This window comes from Stenotrophomonas sp. Steno-Z10-BAI, assembly GCF_056393115.1.
This window is the reverse complement of sequence record NZ_JBWJOZ010000007.1, coordinates 119,676-146,218: the sequence shown is the minus strand read 5'-3', so window position 1 is coordinate 146,218 and position 26,543 is coordinate 119,676. Positions and strand designations below refer to the sequence as shown.

General features: G+C 63.7%; 34 protein-coding genes. 30 read left to right on the top strand and 4 right to left on the bottom strand.

The features are described 5' to 3' along the window. The first annotated feature begins 114 nt into the window (after window positions 1–114). The 4 genes from AC06E9_RS16530 (at window position 115) to AC06E9_RS16515 (ending at window position 4,215) form a co-directional block, all read left to right on the top strand. Window positions 115–1,215 (top strand): site-specific integrase, encoded by a 1,101-nt coding sequence (locus AC06E9_RS16530; RefSeq protein ID WP_478056461.1) that lies wholly within the window; start codon window positions 115–117, stop codon window positions 1,213–1,215. A gap of 47 nt (window positions 1,216–1,262) precedes the next feature. Next, window positions 1,263–1,802, top strand: coding sequence for a hypothetical protein (locus AC06E9_RS16525; RefSeq protein WP_478056460.1), 540 nt, complete (start codon window positions 1,263–1,265; stop codon window positions 1,800–1,802). A 136-nt stretch (window positions 1,803–1,938) separates the two neighbouring features. Then, window positions 1,939–2,604: an SOS response-associated peptidase gene (locus AC06E9_RS16520; RefSeq protein ID WP_478056459.1), complete on the top strand. Its 666-nt coding sequence runs from the start codon at window positions 1,939–1,941 to the stop codon at window positions 2,602–2,604. A 1,110-nt stretch (window positions 2,605–3,714) separates the two neighbouring features. Further along, window positions 3,715–4,215 (top strand): hypothetical protein, encoded by a 501-nt coding sequence (locus AC06E9_RS16515; RefSeq protein ID WP_478056458.1) that lies wholly within the window; start codon window positions 3,715–3,717, stop codon window positions 4,213–4,215. Window positions 4,216–4,266: 51 nt separating this feature from the next. Here the strand turns inward: AC06E9_RS16515 and AC06E9_RS16510 are convergent, their stop codons facing one another. The 4 genes from AC06E9_RS16510 to AC06E9_RS16495 are packed head-to-tail and all read right to left on the bottom strand — an operon-like array spanning window position 4,267 to window position 7,913. Then, window positions 4,267–4,971: a DNA-methyltransferase gene (locus AC06E9_RS16510; protein ID WP_478056457.1), complete on the bottom strand. Its 705-nt coding sequence runs from the start codon at window positions 4,969–4,971 to the stop codon at window positions 4,267–4,269. After that, entirely contained in the window at window positions 4,889–5,203 is a 315-nt protein-coding gene (locus tag AC06E9_RS16505; protein ID WP_478056456.1) for a Com family DNA-binding transcriptional regulator, read from the bottom strand. Before AC06E9_RS16505 ends, AC06E9_RS16510 begins: the two co-directional genes overlap by 83 nt. Then, window positions 5,143–6,156 (bottom strand): phage portal protein, encoded by a 1,014-nt coding sequence (locus tag AC06E9_RS16500; protein ID WP_478056455.1) that lies wholly within the window; start codon window positions 6,154–6,156, stop codon window positions 5,143–5,145. The genes AC06E9_RS16505 and AC06E9_RS16500 overlap by 61 nt, the downstream gene beginning before the upstream one ends. Continuing rightward, window positions 6,156–7,913: a terminase ATPase subunit family protein gene (locus tag AC06E9_RS16495; protein ID WP_478056454.1), complete on the bottom strand. Its 1,758-nt coding sequence runs from the start codon at window positions 7,911–7,913 to the stop codon at window positions 6,156–6,158. The genes AC06E9_RS16500 and AC06E9_RS16495 overlap by 1 nt, the downstream gene beginning before the upstream one ends. Window positions 7,914–8,068: 155 nt before the next feature. On the opposite strand from AC06E9_RS16495, the gene AC06E9_RS16490 reads away from it, so the two are divergent. From AC06E9_RS16490 to AC06E9_RS16365, 26 genes are all read left to right on the top strand, one after another. Further along, the gene (locus AC06E9_RS16490; protein ID WP_478056486.1) at window positions 8,069–8,917 is read left to right on the top strand and encodes a GPO family capsid scaffolding protein; all 849 of its coding nucleotides are present in this window, start codon (window positions 8,069–8,071) and stop codon (window positions 8,915–8,917) included. Window positions 8,918–8,953: 36 nt separating this feature from the next. Further along, window positions 8,954–9,964, top strand: coding sequence for a phage major capsid protein, P2 family (locus AC06E9_RS16485; protein WP_478056453.1), 1,011 nt, complete (start codon window positions 8,954–8,956; stop codon window positions 9,962–9,964). 4 nt (window positions 9,965–9,968) lie between these two features. After that, the gene (gpM, locus tag AC06E9_RS16480) at window positions 9,969–10,676 is read left to right on the top strand and encodes a phage terminase small subunit (protein ID WP_478056452.1); all 708 of its coding nucleotides are present in this window, start codon (window positions 9,969–9,971) and stop codon (window positions 10,674–10,676) included. 108 nt (window positions 10,677–10,784) lie between these two features. Next, complete coding sequence (locus AC06E9_RS16475; RefSeq protein WP_478056451.1) at window positions 10,785–11,252, top strand: head completion/stabilization protein; 468 nt, start codon at window positions 10,785–10,787, stop codon at window positions 11,250–11,252. Next, window positions 11,252–11,467 carry a tail protein X gene (locus AC06E9_RS16470; RefSeq protein WP_478056450.1) on the top strand — a complete coding sequence of 72 codons (216 nt, stop codon included), beginning with the start codon at window positions 11,252–11,254 and terminating at the stop codon, window positions 11,465–11,467. The genes AC06E9_RS16475 and AC06E9_RS16470 overlap by 1 nt, the downstream gene beginning before the upstream one ends. 2 nt (window positions 11,468–11,469) lie before the next feature. Beyond that, the gene (locus AC06E9_RS16465; protein WP_478056449.1) at window positions 11,470–11,823 is read left to right on the top strand and encodes a putative holin; all 354 of its coding nucleotides are present in this window, start codon (window positions 11,470–11,472) and stop codon (window positions 11,821–11,823) included. Then, entirely contained in the window at window positions 11,816–12,097 is a 282-nt protein-coding gene (locus tag AC06E9_RS16460) for a phage holin family protein (RefSeq protein ID WP_478056448.1), read from the top strand. Before AC06E9_RS16465 ends, AC06E9_RS16460 begins: the two co-directional genes overlap by 8 nt. Window positions 12,098–12,100: 3 nt before the next feature. Next, window positions 12,101–12,739, top strand: a complete 639-nt coding sequence (locus AC06E9_RS16455) for a glycoside hydrolase family 19 protein (RefSeq protein ID WP_478056447.1) — start codon at window positions 12,101–12,103, stop codon at window positions 12,737–12,739. Next, entirely contained in the window at window positions 12,736–13,242 is a 507-nt protein-coding gene (locus AC06E9_RS16450; RefSeq protein ID WP_478056485.1) for a hypothetical protein, read from the top strand. Before AC06E9_RS16455 ends, AC06E9_RS16450 begins: the two co-directional genes overlap by 4 nt. After that, window positions 13,239–13,724 carry a phage tail protein gene (locus tag AC06E9_RS16445; RefSeq protein ID WP_478056446.1) on the top strand — a complete coding sequence of 162 codons (486 nt, stop codon included), beginning with the start codon at window positions 13,239–13,241 and terminating at the stop codon, window positions 13,722–13,724. The genes AC06E9_RS16450 and AC06E9_RS16445 overlap by 4 nt, the downstream gene beginning before the upstream one ends. Next, window positions 13,721–14,182: a phage virion morphogenesis protein gene (locus AC06E9_RS16440; RefSeq protein WP_478056445.1), complete on the top strand. Its 462-nt coding sequence runs from the start codon at window positions 13,721–13,723 to the stop codon at window positions 14,180–14,182. Before AC06E9_RS16445 ends, AC06E9_RS16440 begins: the two co-directional genes overlap by 4 nt. Window positions 14,183–14,267: 85 nt before the next feature. After that, window positions 14,268–15,158 carry a baseplate assembly protein gene (locus AC06E9_RS16435; protein ID WP_478056444.1) on the top strand — a complete coding sequence of 297 codons (891 nt, stop codon included), beginning with the start codon at window positions 14,268–14,270 and terminating at the stop codon, window positions 15,156–15,158. Then, complete coding sequence (locus tag AC06E9_RS16430) at window positions 15,151–15,708, top strand: phage tail protein I (RefSeq protein ID WP_478056443.1); 558 nt, start codon at window positions 15,151–15,153, stop codon at window positions 15,706–15,708. Before AC06E9_RS16435 ends, AC06E9_RS16430 begins: the two co-directional genes overlap by 8 nt. A 10-nt stretch (window positions 15,709–15,718) precedes the next feature. Further along, window positions 15,719–17,773, top strand: a complete 2,055-nt coding sequence (locus AC06E9_RS16425; RefSeq protein WP_478056442.1) for a hypothetical protein — start codon at window positions 15,719–15,721, stop codon at window positions 17,771–17,773. Between the two features lies 1 nt (window position 17,774). Continuing rightward, window positions 17,775–18,425 carry a hypothetical protein gene (locus AC06E9_RS16420; RefSeq protein ID WP_478056441.1) on the top strand — a complete coding sequence of 217 codons (651 nt, stop codon included), beginning with the start codon at window positions 17,775–17,777 and terminating at the stop codon, window positions 18,423–18,425. A gap of 76 nt (window positions 18,426–18,501) precedes the next feature. Next, on the top strand, window positions 18,502–19,029 hold the full coding sequence (locus tag AC06E9_RS16415; protein WP_478056440.1) for a phage baseplate assembly protein V: 528 nt from the start codon (window positions 18,502–18,504) through the stop codon (window positions 19,027–19,029). Between the two features lie 26 nt (window positions 19,030–19,055). Further along, complete coding sequence (locus AC06E9_RS16410) at window positions 19,056–19,466, top strand: hypothetical protein (protein ID WP_478056439.1); 411 nt, start codon at window positions 19,056–19,058, stop codon at window positions 19,464–19,466. Continuing rightward, complete coding sequence (locus tag AC06E9_RS16405; protein ID WP_478056438.1) at window positions 19,466–19,825, top strand: GPW/gp25 family protein; 360 nt, start codon at window positions 19,466–19,468, stop codon at window positions 19,823–19,825. Before AC06E9_RS16410 ends, AC06E9_RS16405 begins: the two co-directional genes overlap by 1 nt. A gap of 14 nt (window positions 19,826–19,839) precedes the next feature. Continuing rightward, window positions 19,840–21,003, top strand: a complete 1,164-nt coding sequence (locus AC06E9_RS16400; RefSeq protein WP_478056437.1) for a phage tail sheath protein — start codon at window positions 19,840–19,842, stop codon at window positions 21,001–21,003. 25 nt (window positions 21,004–21,028) lie between these two features. Next, window positions 21,029–21,538, top strand: coding sequence for a phage major tail tube protein (locus tag AC06E9_RS16395; RefSeq protein WP_478056436.1), 510 nt, complete (start codon window positions 21,029–21,031; stop codon window positions 21,536–21,538). A gap of 54 nt (window positions 21,539–21,592) precedes the next feature. Then, window positions 21,593–21,925, top strand: a complete 333-nt coding sequence (locus AC06E9_RS16390; RefSeq protein WP_478056435.1) for a phage tail assembly protein — start codon at window positions 21,593–21,595, stop codon at window positions 21,923–21,925. 8 nt (window positions 21,926–21,933) lie between these two features. Next, window positions 21,934–22,050: a GpE family phage tail protein gene (locus tag AC06E9_RS16385; RefSeq protein WP_478056434.1), complete on the top strand. Its 117-nt coding sequence runs from the start codon at window positions 21,934–21,936 to the stop codon at window positions 22,048–22,050. 12 nt (window positions 22,051–22,062) lie between these two features. Continuing rightward, a complete protein-coding gene (locus AC06E9_RS16380) occupies window positions 22,063–22,200 on the top strand; it encodes a hypothetical protein (protein WP_478056433.1) in 138 nt (45 codons plus the stop codon). Between the two features lie 22 nt (window positions 22,201–22,222). Further along, a complete protein-coding gene (locus AC06E9_RS16375) occupies window positions 22,223–25,111 on the top strand; it encodes a phage tail tape measure protein (RefSeq protein ID WP_478056432.1) in 2,889 nt (962 codons plus the stop codon). A gap of 11 nt (window positions 25,112–25,122) precedes the next feature. Further along, window positions 25,123–25,521, top strand: a complete 399-nt coding sequence (locus tag AC06E9_RS16370) for a phage tail protein (RefSeq protein ID WP_478056431.1) — start codon at window positions 25,123–25,125, stop codon at window positions 25,519–25,521. A 5-nt stretch (window positions 25,522–25,526) separates the two neighbouring features. Further along, window positions 25,527–26,537 (top strand): phage late control D family protein, encoded by a 1,011-nt coding sequence (locus AC06E9_RS16365; RefSeq protein WP_478056484.1) that lies wholly within the window; start codon window positions 25,527–25,529, stop codon window positions 26,535–26,537. The last annotated feature ends 6 nt before the right edge of the window (window positions 26,538–26,543 follow it).

Here is a 26,543-nt window from a genome sequence, read left to right as displayed (position 1 = left end):
AAGCATATAGGCATCTCTCTATTTCCCGAATTTGCACCACTTTTCCCGCATTTTCCCAACCAGCTGTACCATTGGCGTACCACGGAGGGCGTGGTACATCCGAGCTGGTACACCATGGCAACCCTGCAAAATCGGGACGGTCGCTGGCGCGCTATTGTGCGCCGCAAAGGCCACCCCACCCAAACCCGGACCTTTCCCACCAAGACGGCTGCGAAGGCCTGGGGGGACCGCATGGACCGCGAGCTGGCCGATCACGAGGCCCGAGGCGGTACACCCGGTGAAGAGATCACCATCGGCGAACTGATCGACTGGCGGATCAACGAGCTGGCCAGTATCAGGGCCATCTCCAAGACCCACTCCGGCAACATGACCAGAATCCGCGAGGGCCTGGGCGGCATAGTGGCCAGGAAACTCACGGCCAACGATGTGATCGAGCACACCCGCCGGCGAATCCGCGGCGATCACATGATGGCCAACGGCATGATTATCCCAGCCTGCGCGCCGGCAACCATGAACGTAGAGCTGGGGTTCCTCTCAGAGCTGCTGAAGCTGGCCGGCCCGATGAAGGGCGTGAAGCTCGCCAGCGATCCTGTGGCCGAGGCACGGCCGGTGCTCCGACTGCTGCGGCTGGTCGGAAAGTCCAAGCGCCGGGACAGGCGGCCCACGGACGAAGAGCTGCAGCGGCTACGGGAGCATTTCCGCGCGGCGGCGTGGCGGTCAACCATCCCGATGGTGGACATCATCGACTTCGCCGTCCTGACAGCAAAGCGCGAGAGCGAGATCACGCGGCTACTGTGGTCCGATGTGGACCAGACAAACCGCACCGCCCTGCTGCGCGACGCCAAGCACCCCCGCAAGAAGGTAGGCAACCACAAGCGCTTCCCGCTCCTGGGCGAAGCGTGGGACATCGTCCAGCGCCAGGCAAGGCCGCCTGCAGACGGCCCGATCTTCCCCTACAACTCCAATTCCGTGGGAACAGCATTCACCCGCGCTTGCGCGAAGCTGGGGATCGAAGACCTATGCTTCCATGACCTTCGCCACGAGGCCACGTCGCGACTGTTCGAACAGGGATACGACATCCCTGAGGTGGCGGCAGTCACCCTGCACGAATCTTGGAACGAACTTAAGCGCTATACCCAGCTTCGGCCGGAGTCATTGCACCGAGTCGCACCCCATCAAGAGCAACAGCCAACTAGCATGAAGGTCGAGGCATGAAACGCGGAACGTCCGTCCTATCTTGGACAGTTGGTATCACCGTTTTCATGGCTATTCCGGTCCTACTTGCCGTCAGCTATCCCCCGGGCGCCATTACTTTTTGGGGCCTCATCACGGTGATCGGATCGGCGTTGATCTCGATGATCGCCGCGCTCCGAGGGATAGGCGCAGCGAAGAAGGTCGCGCATTTGACTGTTGGGGATTTCGTATCACCCGCACCACCTGTGTCGCACACTTTCGATAGCACCTATGGCCTCATGGGTAGAAAGTCGGACAGGATCGATGAAGTCGAGCGCCACCTGCAGTCTCTCCAGAACGAGCTTTTGTTGCTACACAAGGATTCTCGTGACAGGCAGCAGTGGAATGACGGACGCTTCTCGCAGCTGTTGGCACTGATCAAATATCACCAAGAAGTGGTGCTGCCGAAGTCCTTCGCAACGAGTGCAAGAACGATGGTGATCGGGTCGTTCTTGGCAATCGTCGGGTCTGCCTGCTTAGCAGACGTTGCGACTGCCCACCAGCTGCTTTCCGATATCGGCAATTCTTCGATCCATCTCGTCAGAGCGGCCATGGGCAGGGCGCTGTAGCAGTTGTGGCGTGGAAGAGCTGGCCACGCCAACGCCCTCTGCTGGACATGGAGCCTTGTGCGTCTTCACCTGTTCGGCACTCTGCGCTTACGCCAGTTGCTTGACTGTGGTGCCCTATCCAATAGCAGAGCTCACCATGTGCGGCCGATTCGTCCAAACCCCGGTCCGAAACGCTGACACGCTGGGCTTTCCCCAACTGGTGGGCGACCTGATGTCGATCCCGGAGAGCTACAACCTGGCTCCGACGCAGCGCGCTTCCGTGATCCTCGATCGCGGCACCGGCCTGCAGGTCACACGGCTTTCGTGGGGCCTGCTCCCCTTCTGGGCCAAGGCCAAGAAGCTGCAGGGCTCCACGATCAATGCCCGCATCGAGACAGTGGCGACCAAGCCCGCATTCCGTTCCGCGTTCAAGAAGCGCCGCTGCCTGATCCCCATGGCCGGGTACTACGAGTGGTCGGTCAACGAGGAGGACGGCATGAAAGACCCGTGGTTCATCCATGCAGCCGGACCGCTGCTCGCGGCCGGCCTATGGGAAGACACCAGCCCCCTGCTCGACCCGGACAACCTGGGCACCTTCACCGTGATCACCGGGGACAGCAGTGGCGTGTCGGCCGATATCCACGACCGCATGCCGGTGTGGCTGACGGCTGGCCAAGCCGATGAGTGGCTGACGGTGGATGCGGATGATGCGATGGCGATGCTCCTGGCCAGCGAGCCACCAGGTATGGAGGCCTATCGCGTCAGCCGGGCCGTTAACAAGCCCATCAACAACGACAGGCGGCTCCTGCAGGCCGTGAAGTGACCAGGGGCGCGGCGCACGTCTAGGGGAAGGGTGGGGGTAGGGTTTCCTTCAACATGCGGTTGCCCCGGACGGCTTCACGCCAACGGACGATCTTGTCCACGTCCGTCCGCAACTGCGCCTGGTGCCGCTCCACCCAGAGCCCTGCACCGGCCTTGCCCTTTTCGTAGTCGGTGCAAACGCGAAAGCCTGCAGGTGGAAACCTGTAGCGCCCCAAGGTTGCTCGCCACACGCCATCGACGCCGGGGTGCAACTGCGCAACCCACACCCCACGGTGCTCGATGACGGTGGGCGGCTCGGGTTGGCCGTGGGGGGTCTTCCATTCGAAGTCGTCGGGGAGAGGCATGCCGGCAGGATACGGCTGGCCATCTCAGCGGGTGCGACTCAACCGAGGAGGGGGCACGTTGCTCTTCGGCACCTGCGTTTAGTGCGAGACCGCGCGGCGGCAGTGTTGAGGGGGTACCTCATCCCCCTTAGCTGCAAATTTTTGGACGGCCACCGGAAACAGGTAACTTAGGTAATCCGCGCACAAATCCAAGACTATAACCAGTTAAATCAATAGGTTATAAACATATATCAAAGGTAATTTTAGAGTAACGTCGAGGTAATCAGATTACCTTCAGGCCAGGTAATGCCGCGCTTAGAAAATCTTCTTATAAATCAATGACATTACTTGCTTGCAACCAATGCGTTACCTCAAATCACCTACAGAGGTAACATCCGGAGCGCCTTGTGGCACTAGGGATCAAGACGGTTTCCGAGCGGAGGATTACCGGGTTACCCGGTTCCCGTGGGTCTCCAAATAATTTGCCTTCGGCGCCCGCCTGCTAGAAGCGCCTGGGCGAACTCACAAACGGCCCCTTCGACGCAGGGTTCCGCAGGGATGGGGGATCTCTCCCAACAGCCATGAGCAGCCGCAGCGGCGGCCTCTGTCGGGGTCATGCAGGAGTGCAGAAAAAGAGGGGTAAGAAGAGCGCAGGCGTGGCGGGGAGACGAGTGCGCGCGCAGGGTGCTGGCCGTGATAGACATACGCTCGCGCTGACTTTCGTACTGTCCACGCCAACAGCGGTTACCACGTCGTACGATGGACGCTCACACAGGGCAAGGAGCCGCATGAACAACCAACATTTGGACTACCCACTCGCCGTAAGGATCAGCGCCGCTTCTCTTCTGATGCCTTTGGAACCGGGCGACCAACCCCAGTTGGATCTCAAAGGCTGTCTCGATAACGGCCGTACCCTGACTGGTGAATCGGGCGAGGATCTGACCCAGCTGCCATGGGATATCACCATCGAGCGTCTGGATGAGGATGAAAGTCGCAAACAGATCGCTAACCCTCCAGAACACCGTGGCTCGGCGGGCAGCAATCCGCATGCAGGGAAACCGGAGTACGTGGCTGTGACATACGCTGCTTCGGCACAGGCCTTTGATCGCCTTGCCGCAATGCTTGCCGATGGCACACCAGGCATTCGACTAGTCTTCCGCGTCAACGGCGTGAACCATGATCCGAAAAAGATCGCGCTGGAGTGGCCCGACGCTAGAGTCTGGACGGCGGTGACATCCGTGAATGTCGAAGTCGAATACGACGTCGCTGATCACTCACCCACTGCATAACGAAAGAAGGCCGCCCCGAGGGCGGCCTTCTGGGATGCGGAACCGCATCAGTCAACCGGCGTGACGCAACAAACGCGAGCGGGCAACGTCATGGTAGTGCCCGGTCATCTCGATCCCCGTCCAGCCGTAGCCCTCAAGATCCGCGGCCACCAGCGTGGTACCGGAACCAGCAAAAGGGTCGAGGATTCGCCCGCCCTCTTCGCAGATCCGCACCAACTGCCGCATTAGGTCGGTCGGCTTGCCGGTCAGGTGGTGCTTGTCCGCCTTGCGCACGCTCTCCCGCATCACGCCCGGCAGAACTGGTGCTCGGCGCTTCACCGGCATGTTGCCCTTGCTGCCCCACACCACGTACTCGGCTTGGTTTCGGAAGCGCCCCAGCTGCGGCCGCACGCCCTCGGTCTTGTCCCAGACGGCGATACCGCGCCACGTGAAACCGGCGCACTGCAGGGCGTCAGTGGTGAGCGGCAGCTGACGCCAGTCGGTGAACAACAGCACCGGCGCGCCCTCCTTCAGCACGCGTGAGCATTCAGCCAGCCACAGCCGCATCCATGCCAGATGGGAGCGCTGGTCGCGTTCGTCGCCGGCGAAATCCTCGTGCGCGTGGCAACCGTACTTGGCGGTCGGCGAGGCCTTACGCGCGGAGGCGTGAGTGCCGCCGCTGGCATATGGCGGGTCAGTGATGAGGGCGTCGAAGCTGGCGCCGGGCAGGGTCGGCAGGATGGTCAGGGCATCGCCGTGGATCAGTTCGTTCTTCATGGGTAGAGCCTTCGTCGTCGTGTCGCTCGCGGCGATCCGAGGGGAGGCTCTCGGCCTTCATGTGGTTGAGCACACCGCAGCGGGTGCACTTGATTTGCAGGTCATAACTGCCCGCCGCGCGGGCTAGCAGGCGGGCACAGTCGCCGCAGCGCAGGTTCGTGAGCACGGCGGTCACTTCGACACCCCGCCCAAGTCGAACGTGCTGAAGCGGATCACCTCGACGCCGAGCCATTCGTTGATGGCCAACATGCGCGTCTGCAGCGGCTCCAGCTCCAGCGCGGCCCATACCGTCGCAGCATCCCGGATCGAACCGAAGCCGCCACTGTTCTGCGGCACGATGCCCAGCAGCTGGGGTGGCACGCGCAGCGCGGCTAGCATGTCGTCGCGGGTGACGCTCTTAATGCCGGTGAACTCATCCTTGGCCGCTACCTCACTTACGGGGATCAGCTGCAGGCCGTCTTTCTTGCCGTTGGGCGAGTGCAGGAACAGGTTGCGGAAATTGCCGGGACCGCGCGCAGACTTCAACGCCTCGCGTAGCGCGGCCACGTCGGCATCGGCGACCTGGGCGTCGTTGAGGTACAGAATGAAACCGGCATGGGAGCCGTTGTTGTAATACTTGCGGCGGAACAGCGTCGCCGATTCATTGAGCAGCGCAGCCTGCACCGCAGGAATCCACTCGGGGATCCCGTAAATCTCCTGGTCAACATCCACCTCGCGGAGCTGGTAGACGGAGCCGGGCTTGAACTCATGCTCCGTGCGCCCTGCTGTGACTTGAAAGAACTCACCATCGACGACGCCGCGCCGAACATACTGAGCCATCGGCACCGAGAGGCTGTGCGTCGCGCCAGACAGTGCCTCGCGCCGCTCGACGTAGGCCATGCCGAACGTGGTGAAGTCCAACGCCAGCTGGGCGAACTGCGAGCGCGTGAGCAGCGGATGCGGCATGAACTGGCGCACCAGCATGTTGCGCTTCAACGTCAGCCCGCTCTGAAGGTAGGGGTTCGCCTTGGTGGTGCGGGACAGGCCATTTAGATCAACCGGCGGCTCGTAGTAGCGGCCATTCCGGTAGCAGTCCATGTAGTCGAGGATGCCGCGCGACTCCAACACGGGCGTTGGATCGCCAAAGGTGAAGGCCTCCATCCGGCCGGCCGGGGCCTGCGGCAGCGTCTCTCCACTGTCGTTCATCAGTAAATCTCCATGGTGCTGCTGGCGGCCATGCCGCCCTCAAGGGGTTCGTTCTGCAGGGCGTGCATCACCGCCCACGCCAGGTCGGCGTGGCCGGTCACGCGCGAGCGCCCTGCGGTGTAGGTGATCTGACGGCCGCTGGCGGTCATCGTTTTCTGGATGGCCATCAGCGATTGCGTGAAGTCAGTCCAGCCGGCGTCGTATTCCAGACGTTCGTTCTTGATCACGTCGAATGCCTTGAGCACCAGCCGCGTCTTGACCTCGGGCGAGTAGCTGAAGGTGACCACGCCGGGAAAGAACTGGCGCACCAGCTGCGCCACGCCGGTGCCCATGCCCGTGGTGTCGATGCCGATATACGTCACCCAGTACCGCTGCGTGATCTTGCGGATGAATTCGGCCTGCCCGGCGAAGTCCATCCCTCGGAACTGATGGCGCTCCAGCACCCGGAACTTGCCGCCCGGTTCCTGCGGCGGGGCCAGGACGACGAGGCCGGCGCTGTCGCCGCTCTCGGCCGGGTCATAGCCGACCCACACCGGCCGATCACCATAGGGGCGGTTCGCCAGGGGCTTGTAATCCTCCGCCCAGGTCACCCAGCTGTCGACCATGCACGGCTGCAGCATGGTCAGCGGGAAGACGCTGGCGCTGTCGTCCACGAACTCGCACATCAGCAGGTTGGCGAATTCCTCGGCGCCGTAGTCGCGGCGAAGCTCCTCGATGTCGAACAGATCACAGCCGCGGCCGTTGGCATCCAGCACTGTGACGATCTGGCGCCAGATCGCGTCCTCACACAGCTTGCCGCCCTGCAGGCGGTCGTGGGTCACTTCGATGTTGATGTGCTGGGATACCGGGCGGCCCTTGTTGTGCCGCTCGCCGGTCCAGAAATCGAAGGCCTCGTGCGCCATGGTCGAGGGCGTGCTGAAGTAGGTCTTGCGCCACTTCTTGTGCATCGCCATGCCGCTGGCGACCTTGTTCAGCTGGTTGAAGCCGTAGGTCCAGAAGAACTCATCGAAATAGAAATTACCGTGGTAGCCCTGCGCGGTGCGGGCGTTGGTACCGAGGAAGAACAACTCAGCGCCGTTGGCGAGCGTGATCGGGTCGCCGGTCAGATCGCGGTCGAGCACCTCGCGCACGAAGCCGCGCATGTAGCCGAGGAAGATATGCGCCTGGCTCTTGGAGGCGCTCAGGAAGATCTGATTGCGGCCCGTGGTCAGCGCATCGATCAGCGCTTCGCGGGCGAAGTAGTAGGTGGCGCCGATCTGACGGGATTTGAGGATGATGCGGGTGCGCTGATTGCCGGCGCGGTACCAGTCGCGCTGGTAGTCAAAGCAGCCGTCGAGGAACGCCTGCTGCAGGCGCTCGATCTCTCCCTCGCTGAACTCGTTCTTGCGGACCTTCTTCTTGGGCCCGCTGTTGCGATTGGCGACTGCAGTGTTCAGGTCGGCCTCATTGCCACCGCCCTGGTAACGTTGGATGCGCGCCTGCCGCTCCAGCTGGCGGTGCAGCAGGTCGATCTCTTTAAAGTCGCCGCCGGTCTTTTCCGGCTTCATGATCAGCATCACCAGACGGGCCTCGAGTGCGCCGCCGATGCGTTCAACGTTGTCAGCGCGGTCCCACTCGTCACGCGCCTTCCAGCTGTGTATCGTCTTTTCCTTCTCGCCGGTCGCCTCGGCGATGTCACACACGCGCCAGCCCATCCAGTACAGGAATTTGGCTTGGCGACGTGGATCGGTCTGCGGTAGCGCGGCGGCGGTATTCACTGCAGCAAGATTGAAGTTGCCACGCCTCGCGCGACACCAAAAGCCCCGGTAGATCAGTCGGTTACAAGTCGGCTGCGTTGCTGCAATTTCCCGCTGTGCCGAACATGAGTCATCGCATCGACACCCGATGCGCCACGACACATGCAGAGGGCGACATGGCCGAAAAATCCAAGAAGTACCGTTCCAAGCGCTTCCGCGTCGCGGTCGAGGGCGCAACTTCCGATGGCCGCACCATCGAGCGTCAGCACATCGAAGAGATGGCCGCTGGCTACAACACCGACGTGTACACCGCCCGCATCTGGGTGGAGCACATGCGCAGCCTGCTGCCGGACAGCCCGTTCCGCGCCTATGGCACCGTGCTGTCGGTGGAAGCCGAAGAGGTCGATATCGGCGGCGAGAAGAAGCTCGCGCTGTTCGCCCAGGTCGAGCCGACCGATGACCTGGTCAACATGGTCAACGTGCTCAAGCAGAAGCTGTTCACCAGCATCGAGATCGCGCCCAAGTTCGCCAGCACCGGCAAGGCCTATCTGCAGGGTCTGGCCGTGACCGATTCGCCGGCGAGCTTGGGCACGGAGATGTTGGCCTTCGCCGCACAGCACCCGGATGCCAACCCGCTCACCGCGCGCAAGCAGTCTCCCGAGAACCTGTTCACTGCCGCCGAAGAGACGCTGATCGAGTTCGCCGAGGTAGAGCCGGCCGCGCCGCGCGCCAACAAGCTGGCCACCTTCTTCCAGACTCTCGGTATCGCCCCGAAGCCTGAGGCCAAGGAAGAGCGGCAGCCGGCGGACATGGGTCAGTTCTGCACGCAGATTCTGGAGCAGTTCGCCGAGCAGGAAGAAGAGACCGGCAAGCTGCGCGAGCGCGTGGTCAAGAGCGACGAAACCGTCCGCAACCTGAGCAACCAGCTCTCCGCGCTGACCAAGAAGCTGGACACCACCCCGGAACAGTTCAACCGCCGCCCGGACGTCACCGGCCCAGCCGGCGCCGACGTCACCGACTGCTGATCCCCGCCCCCACCTACACAAGCATCTGGAGCACCCATGCGTCCCGAAACCCGTCGCCAGTACGATGAGTACACCCAGCGCGTTGCGCAGCTCAATGGCGTGAGCAACCCGGCGAACATGTTCGCCATCGAAGCCTCTGTACAGCAGACGATGGAACGTCGCATTCAGGAGAGCAGCGCTTTCCTGCAATCGATCAACATGGTTGGCGTCACTGACCTGCAGGGCGAGAAAATCGGCGTTGGCGTTTCCGGCACCATCGCCGGCCGCACCGACACCAGCGGCGACGCCGAGCGTAATCCGCGCGATGTGACTGCGCTGGACAGCAACATGTACGTCTGCGAGAAGACCGACTTTGATACGGCCATCCCGTATTCGCGGCTGGATGCCTGGGCACGACAGAAGAACTTCCAGAGCCTGCTCCGCGACGCCATCATCCATCGCCAGGCGTTGGATCGGATCATGATCGGCTTCAATGGCACCAGCGCGGCCAAGAACACCAACCGCACCGCCAATCCGCTCCTGCAGGACGTGAACAAGGGTTGGCTGCAGCAGTACCGCGAGCACGCAGCCGAGCGCGTGATGACCGGCGGCACCACGGACAACGTCATCAACATCGGCAAGGACAAAGACTACGAGAACCTCGACGCTCTGGTGATGGATGCCGTGGCCAGCATGATCGATCCCTGGCATCGCCATGATCCGGGCCTGCGCGTGATCATTGGCCGCGACCTGATTCACGACAAGTACTTCCCGATCATCAACAAAGAGAACGCCCCCACCGAGCAGCTGGCCGCTGATCTGGTGCTGGGCGCCAAACGCATCGGCGGGTTGCAGCCGGTCGACGTGCCGTTCATTCCGGCCAACGCGATCATGATCACTACCCTGTCGAACCTCTCGATCTACTGGCAGATCGATGCTCGCCGCCGCTACCTGCAGGAGCAGCCGCAGAAAAACCGCGTGGCGAACTTCGAGTCGTCCAACGACGCCTACGTGATCGAAGACTACGGCCTGGGCTGCGTCATCGAGAACATCAAGGTCGGGGACTGAGCCTGTGATCAGCAGCCCGGCCCGACGACACATGCAACGCGCTCTGGCGGCCAAGGCGGCCGCCAGAACCGCCCCGGATCAGCTGATGGACGGCACCGGCATCTATGAGCAGATGCTGCTGCAGCTGGCCAATGACCGTGGCCGGCTGAAGCAAATCCAGTCGACTGAGGGCAAGGCCAAACTGAAGGCCGATCTGTTGCCCGCCTACGACAGCTACATCGAAGGCGTGCTGTCGGCTGGGCAGGGCGCAGCGGATGAGGTGATGACCACGGTGATGCTGTGGAACATCGACGCTGGGCGCTATCCCGAGGCACTGCGCGTGGCCGCCTATGCCCTGCAGCACGATCTTCCGATGCCGGACCGTTTCGAGCGGACGACCGGTTGCCTGGTAGCCGAAGAGGTCGCCGAGGCCGCTCTGATTGCACTGCGGACTCGGACCGACTTCGCTCCGGAGGTGATCGATCAGGCCATCACCTTGACCGATGGCCAGGACATGCCGGATCAGGTGCGCGCCAAGCTGCTGCTCGCCCGTGGTCGGTGGGTGCTGCGCTCGGCCAACGATGACAACCCGCCGACCGAGCAGCAGCTGGTCCTTGCCGTGGAGTCGCTCAAACGCGCCCTCACGCTGCATGAAGCCTGCGGCGGCAAGAAAGATTTGGAACACGCCGAGCGGTTCCTGAAGAAACACACGGCCAGCCAGCCAACCGACTGAGCCGTTACCCGAGCGTACCCCGCGACCCCGCCGGCTCGGGGCTGATCTGAAGGGCTTCTCTCCCCCTGACGTGACGCCCCGACCACCGGCGACTTACTCGAGATCATCATGAGCGCGTTTACCGCCAACGCATCGCAGAGCACGAAAGAGCAGGACGTGTCCTCCGGAGCGTTCTGGCCGGTGATCGACATGGCCGCCCTGCGTGGTGCCATCCGACTCACGGGTGACGTAACGCCCGACCGCCTACGTGCTGCCGTGGTTGCCGCACTGATGGATGTCAACGGCGAGCTGGTCGACCTGCAGCAGCGCCTGCAGGCCGATGGCCACACCAACCTGGCCGATGCCCCGGCACCGGTCATCGACGGCAAGTCCCAGCGCGTCCAGCTGTACCTGAGCGCGGTGCACTACGCCACGGCCATCAAGGTCAACGAGCGGTTCCGCTCGTATGACGCCACCGCGCAGGGAAACCAGCGCGCCGACGATCTGACCCCGACCATCGACGAACTGCGGCGCGACCTGCGCTATGCGATCAGCGACCTGCTGGGCACCCGGCGCGTGACCGTGGAGCTGATCTGATGCGCGTCGTGGCGCTGCAGGGCGACACCATCGACGCCTTGTGCCACCGCCACCTGGGCAGCACCGCCGGCCTTGTCGAGCAGGTCCTCGCCCTGAATTACGGCATCAGCCTGCACGGCCCCGTCCTGCCGATGGGCACCTTGGTGGAACTACCCGACCTACCCGCACCAACCACCGGCGCTGCAGAGCGTCCCCTTATCCAGCTTTGGGACTGACCATGACCGAACCAACCTCCACCGGCAGCCTGATGACGCTAGCCACCAGCGTCGGCCTCGCCTCGCTGCTGCCCGGCATCGACGGCGATGCCCTCATTGGTGCCTTCGCCGGCGCAACCTTGTTTGTCGTGTCCGCCAAAGACCTGCCGATCTGGAAACGCCTGGTCTATCTGGCCATCAGCGTTGTGGTCGGCTACTTGGGCGGCACTGAAGTCATGCAGCGCTTCGGCGTGGTGTCAGCTGGGCTGGCCGCGTTCATCTGCGCAGCGGTCATCGTCACGTTGACTCTGAGCATGATTGAGCGCAGCCGCACGGCTGATGTGACCCGCCTGCCCCGTGGAGGCTCCGATGGCTGAGCTGATCAATACCGCAACGGTGATGCTCTCGATGGCAATCTGTGTCCGCCTGCTCACTTATCGCCCGTCCCCGACGGCACGCCACCGCCCCGCCGCCGCATGGCTGGCGTGGGCGCTGATTGCTTGCTCGGGCGGCTTGGCGCTGGCGATGCTCCTGTTCGGCAACGGCGCCTCCGGCGTCGCCAACGTTTGCCAGCTGGGCCTGCTCGTTGTGCTGGCCGTTGTGATCTACCGTGCGCGCGGCAATGCCGCGCGGCTGCTGCCCGAGGACTGAACCATGCTCACTGCCGCCCAACTCGCACAGATCATGCAGTGCCCCCTGACCCGCGCGCAGCGCTGGGTCGGTCCGCTCAACGCAGCGATGAAGCGATTTGCGATCACCTCCTCGCTGCGAATCGCCCACTTCCTCGCGCAGGTCGGCCACGAAAGCCTGAGCCTGTCGCGCGTCGAAGAGAGCCTGAGCTACAGCCGCGAGCGGTTGCTGGAGGTCTTCGGCAACTACGTCACCCAAGCCGAGGCTGCTGGCTTCGTCCATCAGCCGGTGAAGCTGGGCAATCGCGTCTACGCTGGCCGTAACGGCAATGGCAGCGAGGCCAGTGGCGACGGCTACCTCTACCGTGGGCGCGGCCCGATGCAGCACACAGGCCGTCGCAATTACCGCCACGTCGGCCAGCTGATCGGCCAGTCGCTGGAAGAGCAGCCGGGCCTGCTGATTGAACCGGAAACCGGTGCGCTCGCCGCGGCCGCCTACTGGAAGGATGCTGGCCTCAACAGCTACGCCGACGCGCGGGACGTGCTGGGCATCAGTCGGATCATCAACCTGGGCAGTGCCACATCGCGCCGCACGCCAAACGGCATGGCCGACCGCATCGCCCGCACGCGGCGGGCTCTAGAAGCTCTGGGGGTACGTGGCTGATGAACCGCGCTCTGATCATGCTCGCACTGCTGCTGGCCAGCGCTGGGCTGGCGACCTGCCAGCAACAGCGCATCAGCAGCGCCCGCGCTGGAGAAGTCAGCGCAAAGAGCGCGCTCAATGCGGCCCTCGAGGCGCACAGCGAAACCCGGCAGGAGCTTCTCACCGCGCTCTCGGCCACCACCGTCATCACCAAGTACGTCGACCGCGTGCAGGTAGTGCGCGAGCGCGGCGCGACCCTCATCAAGGAAATCCCCGTCTATGTCACACCGATCGCTGATGCTGCCTGTGTTGTGCCTGCTGGCTTCGTGCGCGTCCACGACGCCGCCGCCGAAGGCAAGCCGCTGGACGGAGCCACCGGAGATTTTGATGCGGCAGCCAGCGGCGTTGCGCTCTCTGCCGTCGCCGAAGTCGCCGCCACCAACTACGGCACCTGCCACGAAACCGCTGCCCAGGTGATCGGGCTTCAGGAATTCATTCGCGGGCAGTTGGAGGCGCAACAGTGATCAAGCCGCAGGCGCTCCGCCAGCATCTGGTCACGGCCGTGCCCGCGCTGGACAAAGACCCTGAGCGCCTGCTGATCTTCGTGGACGGTGGGGGAATTGCCGCAGGCTATGGGGCGGGACTGTCTTTCGAGTACCGCTACACGTTGCACCTAGTCGTCACCGACTACGCTGGGTCGCCTGAGTCGATCATGGTCCCGCTGCTGCAATGGCTCACCCGACACCAGCCCGAGCTGCTGAGCAATCCGACCAAGCGCGATGACCTGCATTTTGAAGTGGATGTTCTGGCCGGCGACCTGGTCGACCTGTCCATCAAGCTCCCACTGACCGAGCGGGTGGTGATCCAGCGCGACGACGACGGCAGCCTGCAGCTCACGCACGCCGCTGAGCCGCCCACCGAGTACGAGCACCGGGGCACCTTGGCCGGCGGTGACGTGTTCGCTGACGGCACGCTGGTGGCGCGCCTGCCGGAGATCCTGGGTTGAGCGAGAACCTGCAGCAACTGGAGGCCTGGGCGGCACCGCTGCTGCGTAAGCTGCAACCGGCCCAGCGCAACAAGCTGAGCCGCGCGGTCGGCACCGCCCTGCGGCGTTCCCAGCAGCGACGGATTGCCGCCCAACAGAATCCAGACGGTAGCGGCTTCGCGCCGCGCCGCGCCCCCACAGCGGCACGCGCCAAGGCAGGCCGCATCAAGCGCAAGGCGATGTTTGCCCGCATCCGGCAGGCCAAGCACTTGCGTGCGCGCGGGACGGCCCAAGAGGCAACGGTGGGCTTCCTCGGCCGGGTCTCCCGCATTGCTCGCGTCCATCAGGAAGGGCGCAGCGACCGTGTCAGCCCGGACGGCCCGCGCGTGACCTACCCGCGCCGTGAGCTACTCGGCTTCACGCCTGCCGATGAGCAGCTTGTGCGCGATCTACTGATGGATCACCTGACCGCCCTTTGACGTATTACCCAGCGCTACAAGTGACGCAAGAGCGTGGCTCGCGCGCGCGATGGGACGCTGTATCAGAGTTCTATCTGGTGCCGCCATGTCCACGTTTACCGCCATCGAAGTCGACAAGCTGCCTGCGCCAGACGTCTTCGAGCAAATCCCTTTTGAATCGCTCTACGCTGCGCGGCTGGCCGAGTTCAAGCGGCTGATGCCCGAGTACACGGCCGTGGTCGAATCCGACCCGGTGATCAAACTGTTGCAGGCCAGCGCCTACCGCGAGCTGCTGCTGCGGGAGCAGTTCAACCAACGTGCGCGGGGGCTTCTGCTGCCTTACTCCCAAGGCGGTGACCTGGACAATCTGGCCGTTCCGTTCGGCGTGGAGCGCAAGCTGATCACGCCAGCAAATCCAGATGCCGGCACCGAGGCTGTGTACGAGAGCGACGCCGACTTCCGCCGCAGGGTTCAGCTAGCCCCCGAAGGCCTATCGGTCGCCGGTCCAGAAGGTGCGTACATCTTCCATTCGCTCTCGGCCCACGTGTCTGTGCTGGACGCCAGCGTAACCAGCCCCAGCCCTGGGGAGGTAGTGGTCACCGTCCTGTCTCGCATCGGTGACGGCGCGCCTGCACCGGAACTTCTGACCGCCGTGGAGGCAGCGCTCCTCAACGGCAACGTCCGGCCTCTCACCGACTACGTGTCCGTGGTGGCAGCACAAATTCAGCCTTATGAGATCCGGGCAAAGATCACCACGTTCGATGGCCCCGATGGTGCCCTGGTCATCGCTGAGTCGCGGCGCCGGGTCGATGAGTACCTGAGCCAGTCGCAGCGGCTTGGCCGGGACGTGCCGATGTCGGCGCTTTACTCCGCGCTTCACGCCGAGGGCGTACAGCGCGTGCAGCTGGAGAGCCCTGCTGCTGACATCATCGTCAATGCGCAGTCTGCCGCCTACTGCACGGCGGTTGTGATCGAACACGCCGGCACAAATGACTGATCTGCAGACACTGCTGCCGCCGAATGCGTCGCAGCTGGAGCGCGCGGCAGAAGCTGCTGACGCGGTCGTGGCGTCGATGCCCATGGTTCACCACACCCTCTGGAACCCGTGGACATGCCCCGCTGAGTTTCTGCCGTATCTGGCGTGGACTGTCTCTGTTGACACGTGGAGTAGCGAATGGCCGGTACACATCAAACGGGCACGCATCGCTGCCTCGTTCAACATCCAACGACATAAAGGCACTGCGAAAAGCATCGCCGATGTCGTTGCCAGCTTTGGCGGCCAGGTGGACATCGTGGAATGGTGGCAGCAGCAGCCTCCTGGCCCGCCGCACACCTTCTCATTGCTGCTCACGCTCACCGGGCAGAACGGCGCAGAGGCCACGGCCGACTTCATCAACCAGGTGATCTCCGCTGTGAATCGCGCCAAGCCCGTGCGATCCCACTTCACGTTCACGCAGGGCATCAATGTCGAGGGCGCGATCTGCACCTTGGGCACGGCCCGCACGATCACCTCAGCCCGGCTGCAGCTGGGTTCAAGCGAACCATAGGAAACAGATGATGGGCATTCCCCAGATCACGGTCACCCCAGCCGGCTTCGCCGCCATCGTCAACGCAGAGAACACGGGCACCGCTCCGGTCAAGATCACGCAGGTTGGGTTGTCCTCTACCGCCTTCGACGCCAGCTCTGTTGGTACGTCATTGCCTGGCCAGATCAAGCGGCTGGCTACGTTCGGGGGCAAGGCGGTGGCCAAGGACACGCTGCACATCAACGTGCGTGATGACGGCCAGGACACCTACACCGTCCGCGGCCTGGCCCTCTTCCTCGCAGATGGAACGCTTTTTGCAGCCTATTCCCAGACGTCACCGATCATGGAGAAAGCTGCCGCCGCCACGCTGCTGCTTGCGACGGACATTCGCTTTGCCAACATCAATGCGACCAGCATCGAAGCTGGCCCCATCGACTTCATCAACCCGCCGGCGACTGAATCCCAGGTGGGCGTGGTTCGCTTGGCCAGCGAGCAGGAATCGATTCTCGGGAGCAGCCGCGAAACGGCGCTTACACCTCGCGGCGGCGTGCAGATGCTCGATGCCCGACTTGGCAAGGGCGCGCCGAGTGACTTCTTCAAGGGTCTCATGACGGCTGCCACTGCAGCGATGCTGCGCGTGGCAATCGGTGTCAAGTCGGCCGCTTTGCGCGATGAAGGTCACGGCAATGCCTTGGACGCAGACATGCTTGACGGCTCTCACGGCGCCTATTACCTCGACGCTCGAAATCACACGAACAAGCCGAGCAGCTACCCCGCCGCGCCACACGAACATCCGATGACCCAGGTAACTGGCCTGGTCGACGCTCTGGCGGGCAAGTTCAGCACCAACGGCGGCACGGTAAACGGCCCTGTTTCGGTGAACGGCAATGCGCTGCGATCCTACAACTGGGGCGGAAAAGCGGATCAGGGCGTCATTCTCCTCGGAAGCGGCAACTCCAGTATCTTCAAGCATGGAGACGTGTTCGACTTCACTGCGGAGGGAGCATTCAACGCGACACTGGATTCGGGCGGCACCATCTGGACGAGCGGCAATTTCAATCCCGGCGCGAAGTCGAACGTCGGCCATGGCCACGCCATTGGCGAGGTTCAAGGCTTGAACGATGCGCTCAACGACCGTGTCCGCTGTGCCTATGGCGGGTACCTCGATGCAGATGCCAACAGTGTTCTGTCGTACTCGATGGGGTCGATGGCACATCCCAGCGTCAACACGACCAACGGAAGCTGGAACCAGATTCTGTCGAATGTCACCACGGGGAGGGACTACGGGTTCCAGATTTCGGGGCCGTGGTTCGGCGAGGACCTGTTCATGCGCAAAGTTCAGACAAGCGTCTGGCAGCCTTGGCGACGCCTCTGGCATGACGGTAACTTCAACCCGGCGACCAAGGCCGATCAGGCGCACAACCACACCACTGCCCAGATTGATGGCCTCGACGCTGCATTGAGCAGCAAGTTCGACAAATCTGGTGGCGAGATCTCTGGTCCGGTGCGAATCTCCGGTTTCGCAGGCGATCCGCGCCACGGTGTTGTCTATCTCGGTGGCGGCAGCTCTTACATGGAAGTCAGAAACGGGACTTGGCTTCTGTACAACGAGGCCACAGGCGAAGGCACGGTGATCCGCGGCGGCGGCGAAACCTGGACGAGCGGGAACTTCGACCCGGCCTCCAAGTTCGACAAGGCCGGTGGTCGCATCCAGGGGAACGTGTCGGCAGGTGGCGTGATCGAGGCAGATGGCGGCTTCAATTTTGGCTCCTCGCGCAAGCTGAAGGATATCGACGGGCCGATGCCTTACGGCTTGGAAGAGGTTCGTCGTATCAGCACAATGATTGGCAAGTACAAGCCGGACTACAACGCGGATGGGCGCACGCGGCTGTTCTTTGATGCTGAGCAGTTCATGGAAGTGATGCCCGAGGCCGTGGACAGCGAGGGCGTCAGCTTCAACGGCGAGCTGGTGCCGGCGATGAAGCTCGACCAGACCATACCGCCCGCCTACCGCGCCATTGCGCAGATCGCAGACTGGCTTGAGCGCCTGGAGCGAGAGGTCGTTGAACTTCGGGAGGGGCGCTGATATGGCCAGCGGCCACCGCAACGGACAGGTGGACTTCGATGACCTATTCGACCCCGATATCATCGGGGATGGTCCTGTGGCCAACGGTTATGCCGCGAAGCACGTGGGCTTGCGATATGCGCATGTCAGGTACGGCACCCGGCGCGCCGATGTCGGTTATCGGATAGGGGGGCAGGACGTCGCCAGCCTCTGGGCCGCCAAGGGCACCGCCACGTACACGCTTCCCTTCCACGGTAAAGGGTTTACCTCAGGCAACCAGGCTAAGTCCAACTCAGGCGGCACCTGTAGCGCGAACGTGAGGCTGAACTTGATGCCGGATGGCACCTATACGATCACCAAGGCAAGCACCGGTGGTGGCAACGACAGCAGTAGCACTGTCGATTCTGGACGATGGCTCCCAACCGGTCAGAGCGCTGCCGAGTATGAGATCTACATCACGGCCGACAGCATTGGGCGGGCATCGTTCTCGACCTCGGCCACCGGCTTCGTGTCGATGGCCTCGGCGCAATCCGCCACGATCAGCATCAGCGTCCAGTCCGCATCGTCCGACTACGCGCAGGCCGCCGTCGACATTCATTGCCACGTGCGCAGATCCGGCCTGGTGCAGGTGTCGTCGATTAACGCGCACGTCAGTGCCACTGGCTGGTACTGACAGTCCCGCACTGTAGCGGCGCGGCTTACGTGTGAATGGCCGTGCGCGCGCGAGACGCGCACCCGAACATGGACACATGGATAGCGCACCGCCCACCTCACAGCGAATCAGCAACCTGTTGCGCTTCGGCGTCATTGCCGAAGTGCAGCTGAAGCCGCTCAAGTGCCGCGTGGCCTCCGGGGAACTTGTCTCTGACTTCGTGCCGGTGTTCAGCGCAGCCGCTGGGGATGTCAGCGAGTGGAATCCCCCAACCCCCGGCGAGCAGGTTCTGCTCATCTGCGCCGATGGTGACCTTGGCAATGCCGTAGCGCTTCGCGGCCTATACAGCGACGCATTCCCCGCGCCCAGCAGCAGCGATGACGTCTGGATGCGCCGGCACAGAGACGGGGCGACGCTCACCTACAACCATGCCCTGCATCGCTACGAGGTCAGCCTGCCCGCGCAGAGCAAGTTCGTTGTCACCTCTCCTGGCGGCATCGAGACCTCGGGCAGCGTGAATGCGGCGGGCAACGTAAGTGCCGGTACCGGCGCCAGCGGCTCGTTCACCACCAGCACCGGCCTGACCGTGATGGTTCAGGGCGGCGTGATCACCAACATTTTCTGAGGCCTGCCGTGATTCCCCAAGGTTCCATGCTGGTCAACACCAAGTTCTTCGAAGAGCTCCACCGCCGCGCCGACTCAATCCAGACGTGTGGCGAACTTCAAGCATTCACCACGGAGACCATCGAATCGCTCAATGCCTCGCTGGCCGCCATCACCGCCCAGATGGCGATGCTCGCCCCGATCCTGTCCCTGCTGCAGCCACCGAGCGCCAACCCGGCTCAGATCGTCACGTGGATCACCGACTTCGTCACGGCCTTCCTGACCCCCTACGTGAAGCCCTATGCGACCTATGCGGCACAGCTGACCGCCATGACAGCAGCCATCGCACAGCTGACGGCCACGTTGCAGGCGAAGGCAAGCTCTATCGATAGCTGCTCGCTGAGCGTCCCGTCTATCACCCCGCCGCCGGCACTGCCGCCCCTGCCCGAGGGCCAATGATGCGGGGCATGGATACCCGCTCTGGCAAGCCGCTCGATGCCAATGCGCATCTGAGCCAGTCCATCGCAGACATTCTCACCACACCGATAGGCTCGCGAATCGAACGCCGAGACTACGGCTCGCTGCTGCCTGAGCTGATCGATCAGCCCTTCAACGACAAAACCCGGCTGCAACTGTATGGCGCAACCGCGACAGCACTGATGCGCTGGGAGCCTCGCATCCGTGTGACCCGGATCACCATCAGCCGCCCAGCTGCCGATGGCGCATTTGTGCTCGACCTGACCTGTCAGCTGGCCAGTGCCTTCGGTACCGGCACACCCACCGGTCTGACGGTACCCATCCGCTTCCGCAACCCATAACCACTGGAGTATCCATGGACTACCATCACGGCGTACGCGTCATCGAGATCAACGGCGGCTCGCGTCCGATCCGCACCGTGGCCACGGCCATCGTCGGCGTGGTCGGCACCGCACCCGATGCCGACGCGACCGTCTTCCCGCTGGACCGCCCGGTCCTGATCACCGATGTGCTCGGCTCGATCAGCAAGGCTGGCAAGTCCGGCACCCTCCGGGCGACCCTTCAGGCCATCGCCGACCAGGCCAACCCGGTTACGGTCGTGGTGCGGGTCGCCCCCGGTGCGACCGACGTGGACACCAGCAGTGCCGTCATCGGCCTGAAGAATGGTTCCAGCTATACGGGCATGCAGGCGCTGCTGGTCGCAGAATCACTGGTCGGCGTCCGTCCACGCATCCTGGCGTGCCCTGGCTTGGACACCCAGCCGGTTTCCGCAGCGCTGGCAATCATCGCGCGGAAGCTGCGCGCAATGGCCTATGTCAGTTGCGCAGCGAGCGCATCCGTAGTCGAAGCCATCGCTTACCGCGAGCAGTTCAGCGAACGGGAGCTGATGCTGATTTATCCCGACTTCGTCGCATTCGATACCGCAGCCTCCGCCAGCTCGATGGCGTTCGCCACTGCTCGCGCTGTCGGACTGCGCGCCCGCATCGATCAGGAGCAAGGCTGGCATAAGTCCATCTCCAACGTTGGCGTCGCCGGCGTCACGGGCATCAGCCGCGACGTGCACTGGGACCTGCAGGACCCGGCCACCGATGCGGGGCAGCTCAACGCGGCCGACATCACGACGCTGATCAATTCTGGCGGCTACAAGTTCTGGGGGTCGCGTACCTGTAGCGACGAACCGAACTTCGCGTTCGAAACGTCGACCCGCACTGCCCAGATTCTCGCTGACACCATCGCGGAGGCGCAGCAGGTCTACGTGGACAAGCCGCTCCATCCCTCGCTGGTCCGCGACCTGGTCGAGGCGATCAACGCCAAGTTCCGCGAGCTGAAGAACTTCGGCTACGTGATCGACGCCAGCGCTTGGTACGACGAGGCGGCCAATTCCACCGCCTCGCTGTCGTCGGGCCAGCTGGTCATCGACTACGACTACACCCCGGTGCCGCCGTTGGAGAACCTGTTGCTCAACCAGCGCATCACCGACCGCTACTTCGCCGATTTCGCACGACGCATCGGCGCCTGACCTGCCGCACTGAGGAACCTCTGCAATGTCCCTTCCCACCAAACTCAAGAACCTCAACCTCTTCAACGACGGTCTGAGCTACATCGGCCAGGTTACCGAGGTCAAGCTCCCGACCCTTACCCGCAAGATGGAGGAATACCGCGCCGGCGGCATGGCCGGCTCCATCGATATCGACCTTGGCCAGGAAAAGATCGAGCTCGAGTGGAAGTGTGGCGGCTTGATGAAGCAGGTGCTGCGCCAATACGGCATGGTGTCCCACAGCGGCGTTCCGCTGCGTATGGCAGCTGCCTACCAGCGTGAGGACACCGGCGAGGTGGATGCTGTCGAGATCGTCGTCCGTGGTCGCCATAGTGAGATCGATTCCGGCACTGGTAAGCCGGGCGACGACACCGAGTTCTCGGTGAAAACCAGCGTCAGCTACTACAAGCTGAGCATCAACGGCCGCGTTGAGATTGAGATCGATATGGTCGGCATGGTCTTCATCGTCGACGGCACAGACTTGCTCGCCGACCAGCGCCGCGCCATCGGCTACTGAGCCACCTGCCCGGGAGCACCTGCTGCCGGGCCACTCCTTCCGTGAGAGATACCCATGACCAAGAACACCCAGCCCATCCCCGACAACTCCGCCGCGCCCGGGCAGTCTCCGCCCATCCCGCTTGATGTGCCGATCCAGCGCGGCGAACAGGTCATCGAATCCGTACAACTGCGCAAGCCGGATGCAGGCTCACTGCGCGGCATCAAGCTGACGGACCTGCTGCAGATGGACGTGGGCTCACTCACCACGCTGCTGCCGCGCATTACGACCCCGACCCTCACCGCAGCCGACGTTGCCAAGCTGGACCCAGCCGATCTGGTCGCGGTCGGTCAAGAAGTGCTGACTTTTTTCTTGAGCAAGGCGACGCGGGAATCCCTGCCTGCGTAGAGGATGCGATGGCGGATGTGGGGGTGATCTTCGGATTCACCCTCACCGAGCTTTCCTCACTTTCCCTGACTGAACTAATGGAATGGCGCGAGCGCGCTGTACTTCGAAGCGGAGCCAACCAGTGATACAGTCCGCCCATGGCAACCCTGATCGCCCTTCTGCTCTCACTGTTCCTGCTGGCTGCGGTCGGCGCCGGGCTGGTGTGGGCACTGACGGCGGTCTTTCGCTTCCTGAGCGCGTTCGCGCCGGACAGCACCGAGCAGCACCTGCCGTAACCGGCCGCCAGGGTGTCGTCGCATGAGCGGCGGCAACCTTCGCCTGCAGGTGATCTTGCAAGCCATCGATCAGGCCACGGCCCCCTTCCGCAAGATCATGGCTGGCAGCAAGGGCGTTGCCGCCACGCTGCAGGCTCAGCAGGGCACCCTTCGCCGCCTCAACGCCGCACAGCGCGATATCGGCGCGTTCCGTCAGCAGATGGAAGCCACGCGCGGCGTATCGCAGGCGCACCGCGAAGCCCAAGATCGGGTGAAGCAACTCGCGGCGCAGATCGCGGCCACCGGCAACCCCACCCGCAAGCTCAACAACGAGTTCAAGCAAGCCAAGATCGCCGCTGGCCAGCTAAAGGCCCAGCACCAGCAACAGGGCGCAGAGCTGCAGCGCCTGCGAGGCGGCCTCGAGCGCGCGGGCATCAGCACGCGGCAGCTCGGCACCCATGAGCGCCGCCTGCGCGCTGACATCGCGGCCACCACCCAGCAGATGACCATCCAGCGCCAGCGCCTGGCCGCGCTGGATGCCGCGATGGCACGTAGCAAGAAAATCCACACCGCCGGCATGAACGCTGCCGCGCACGGGGCTGGCATGGCCTTCGCCGGCGCAAGCGCGCTGCGGGCCGAAATCCTGCCCATCTCCCACGCTATGACCTTTGAATCGGCCATGGCCGACGTGAAGAAGGTCGTGGACTTCGACACGCCGCAGCAGTTCGCGCAGATGAGTCGCGATGTTGAGGACCTGTCGCGCAAGCTGCCAATGGTGCCGGCGGAAATCGCCCAGATCGTAGCGGCGGCCGGACAGGCCGCGATCCCGCGTCAAGAGCTACTGCTGTTCGCCAAAGACGCCGCGCAGATGGGCGTGGCGTTCGATACAACCGCCCAGGACGCAGGCCAGACCATGGCCACGTGGCGTACCGCTTTCCGCATGAGCCAGAGCGACGTTGTCGTGCTGGCCGACAAGATCAACCACCTCGGCAACACCGGCCCCGCCAGCGTCCAGAAGATCAGCGAGGTAGTGAACCGCATTGGCGCGCTGGGTGAAGTCGCAGGCCTTGGCAGCGGCCCGCTGGCCGCGCTGGGTGCCACCGTGGCGGGCATGGGCATCGAATCCGAAGTGTCAGCCACCGGCATCAAGAACATGCTGCTGACGCTGTCCTCAGGTGATGCCGCCACCTCGCGTCAGGTCGCAGCGTTCAAACAGCTGGGTCTTAGCGCGAGCGAGATGTCGCAGGCCATGCAGCGTGACGCCGGCGGGGCCATCGTGCAGGTGCTGGAGAAGCTCAAGCAGCTGCCAAAGGCCGAACAGGCCGCCACGATGACACGGCTGTTCGGCCGCGAATCCGTGGGCGCGATCGCGCCGCTGCTCACCAACCTCGAACTGCTCCAGGGCAACTTCAAGAAGGTGTCCGATGCGCAGGAGTACGGCGGCTCCATGGGGGCCGAGTACGCCGCCCGCGTCGCCACCTCCGAGAACGCGCTGCAGCTGCTCAAGAACACCGCCCTGGTCACCTCGCAGGCCATCGGCCAGACCTTGCTGCCGGAGTTCAAGAAGCTGGTTGAGCGCACCGCCGCCGTCGTCGGCAAGCTGATCGATTGGGTCCGCGCCAATCCCCAGCTGGTGGCCACCATCGCCAAGTTGACCATCGCCGGTACCGCCCTGGTCACCGTCCTGGGTGGCCTGCTGGTCGCCGGCGGCATCGGTGCCATGGCGCTCACGCAGATTCACAAGGCCGTGCTGCTGCTCAGCGGCGGCGGCGGGTTCGGGTCTCTGATCCGCAATGTGGTCTCGCTGGGTGGCCGCGCCTTCCCCATGCTGCTCAACGTCGGCCGCATGCTGCTGCCGCTGCTGGGCGGCATCAGCGCGCCCGTGCTGGCCATCGGCGTGGCCGTGGCAGCCGTGGCCCTGCTGGTGTGGAAGTACTGGCAGCCGATCAAGGCCTTCATGGTCGGCGTGTGGGCGGGCATCGTCGACGTGGTGTCACCGCTGATGGCGGAGCTGGGTGCCGCGCTGGAACCGCTGGCACCGGTGTGGGACATGATCTCCGAAGCCATGGGCAAGGCCTGGGCATGGGTGAAACAGCTGCTGCAGCCGGTGTCCTCCACCAGCGAAGAACTGGCAGGCGCGACCGAGGCCGGACGTGGCTTTGGCAGGGTGTTCGGCGGCCTGTTGAGTGTCAGCCTGCGTGGTGCGGTCAACGGCATCACCTTGCTGGTGAGCGCGTTCACCACGTTGATGCCCATCATCCAGCGTGTGATGGGCGGTGCCTGGTCCTACCTGCAGGGCATGTGGTCGCTGATTGTCGGGGTCTTCACGCTCAACGGCGACAAGCTGCGGGCCGGTATGCAGCTGATGTGGGATGGCGTGAACACCGTCCTGATGGGCTGGCCCCAGCGGATGGCGCAGGCCGGCGTGGACATGGTTACCGGCCTGGTCAACGGCATCAAATCCATGGGCGGTGCTGCCGTTGATGCAGTGGCGGGCGTAGCCACCGGGGTGATGGATCGCTTCAAGGGGATGCTGGGCATCCACAGTCCGTCGCGCGTCTTCGCACAATTCGGTCATTTCACTATGCAGGGCCTGGCCGGCGGGCTGGATCGCAACCAAAGCGAGCCCCTACAGCAGGTCATGGGCCTGGCCGACCGAATGAAGCAGATCGGTACAGGCCTAGCCTTCACGGCGGCCGCCCTGCCGGCCGCTGCCGCCCCCGCACTGGCCGCCAAGGTGATTCAGACACCGGTGCAGGCGGTGGGCGCTCGAAACGCCACCACGGCCCAATCAGCGCCTTCCAGCTACACCATCCACATCCATGCCGCAGCCGGCATGGATGCCCAAGCCATCGCTGTCGAGGTGCGCCGCCAACTCGATGCCCATGAGCGCGAGAAGAACGCCCGCCGTGGTTCGCGGCTGACTGATTGAGATCCAGCACCATGATGATGAGCTACGGGACCTTCGTGTTCTCCCTCTCGACCGTCGCCTACGATCAGCTGCAGCGCCAGATGACGTGGGAGCACAGCAGCAGCAAGCGCGTAGGCGCTCGCCCGGCCCGGCAGTACGTGGGACCGGGCGATGAAACCATTGACCTACAGGGAACGATCAGCGCCGAGCTGGCCAACGACCTGCAGGGCCTGGACGAACTGCGCGACCTCGCCTCAGAGGGCGTTCCACAGGCGCTGGTGGAGGGTACCGGGCGCGTTTACGGGGGCTACGTCATCGTGTCGATCAACGAGACACGCAAAGAGCTGTTCAGCGATGGCACTCCGCGGCTGATCGACTTTCAACTGCAGCTCGTGCGTGTGGATGACGCCACGGCGGAGGGTCAGCAGTAATGGCCCTGTCCTATCCGATCCCTGCATGGCGCATCGTGCTCGATGGTAAAGACCTCACGGACCGCATCTCACCGCGCCTGCTCGATCTGAGCCTGACCGAGAGTCGCAGCGACGATGCCGACCAGCTCGACCTGCGCATCCACGACCATGACGGCCGCATGGCGCTCCCGCGCCGGGGCGTCATCCTGCAGGTGGCGCTAGGCTGGCGCAGCACCGGCCTGGTCAATAAGGGAGATTTCATCGTGGATGAGGTGGAGCACAGCGGCTCGCCCGACACCATCAGCGTTCGCGCACGCAGCGCAGACCTCACCGGTGCAATGCGCAACCGTCGTGAACGCAGCTGGCACGGCACCAGCGTGGGCGAGATTCTCGACGCCATCGCCGGCGAGCACTCGCTGAAGACTGCCATCTCACCCGCACTGGCCAGCATTGCCGTGCCGCACCTCGATCAGGCCAACGAGAGCGACGTGAATCTGCTCACGCGGCTGGGCAAACGATTTGATGCGGTGGCCACCATCAAGGCCGGTACCCTGGTGTTCTCACCCATCGGCAGCGGGACTACTCCGAGCGGCATCCAGCTGCCGGCCGCCACCATTTCGCGTGCCTCAGGCGACCAGCACCGCTACAGCGTCGCCGACCGCGAGAAATACACCGGCGTGCGCGCGTACTGGAACGATCACAAAGCAGCGCGGCGCAAATCGGTGCTGGTCGGCAAGAGCACCAATGAGAAGAAGATGCAGCCCACCTACGCGACCGAGGCCGAGGCACGTCAACGCGCCACGGCCGAGCTGCAGCGCTCTGACCGTGGCACCGCCACCCTGAGCATCTCACTCGCCCTCGGCCGGCCAGACGTATACCCGGAGCAATCGATCAGCGTGAGCGGGTTCAAGCCCGAGATCGACGGTGACGACTGGCTGGTATCCAAGGCGACGCACACCATCACCGGTGACGGCGGCTTCACGACCAGTCTTGAAATGGAAACGGCCGCCGGTGCAGCCAGTTCATCGCAGCAGTAGACGCTT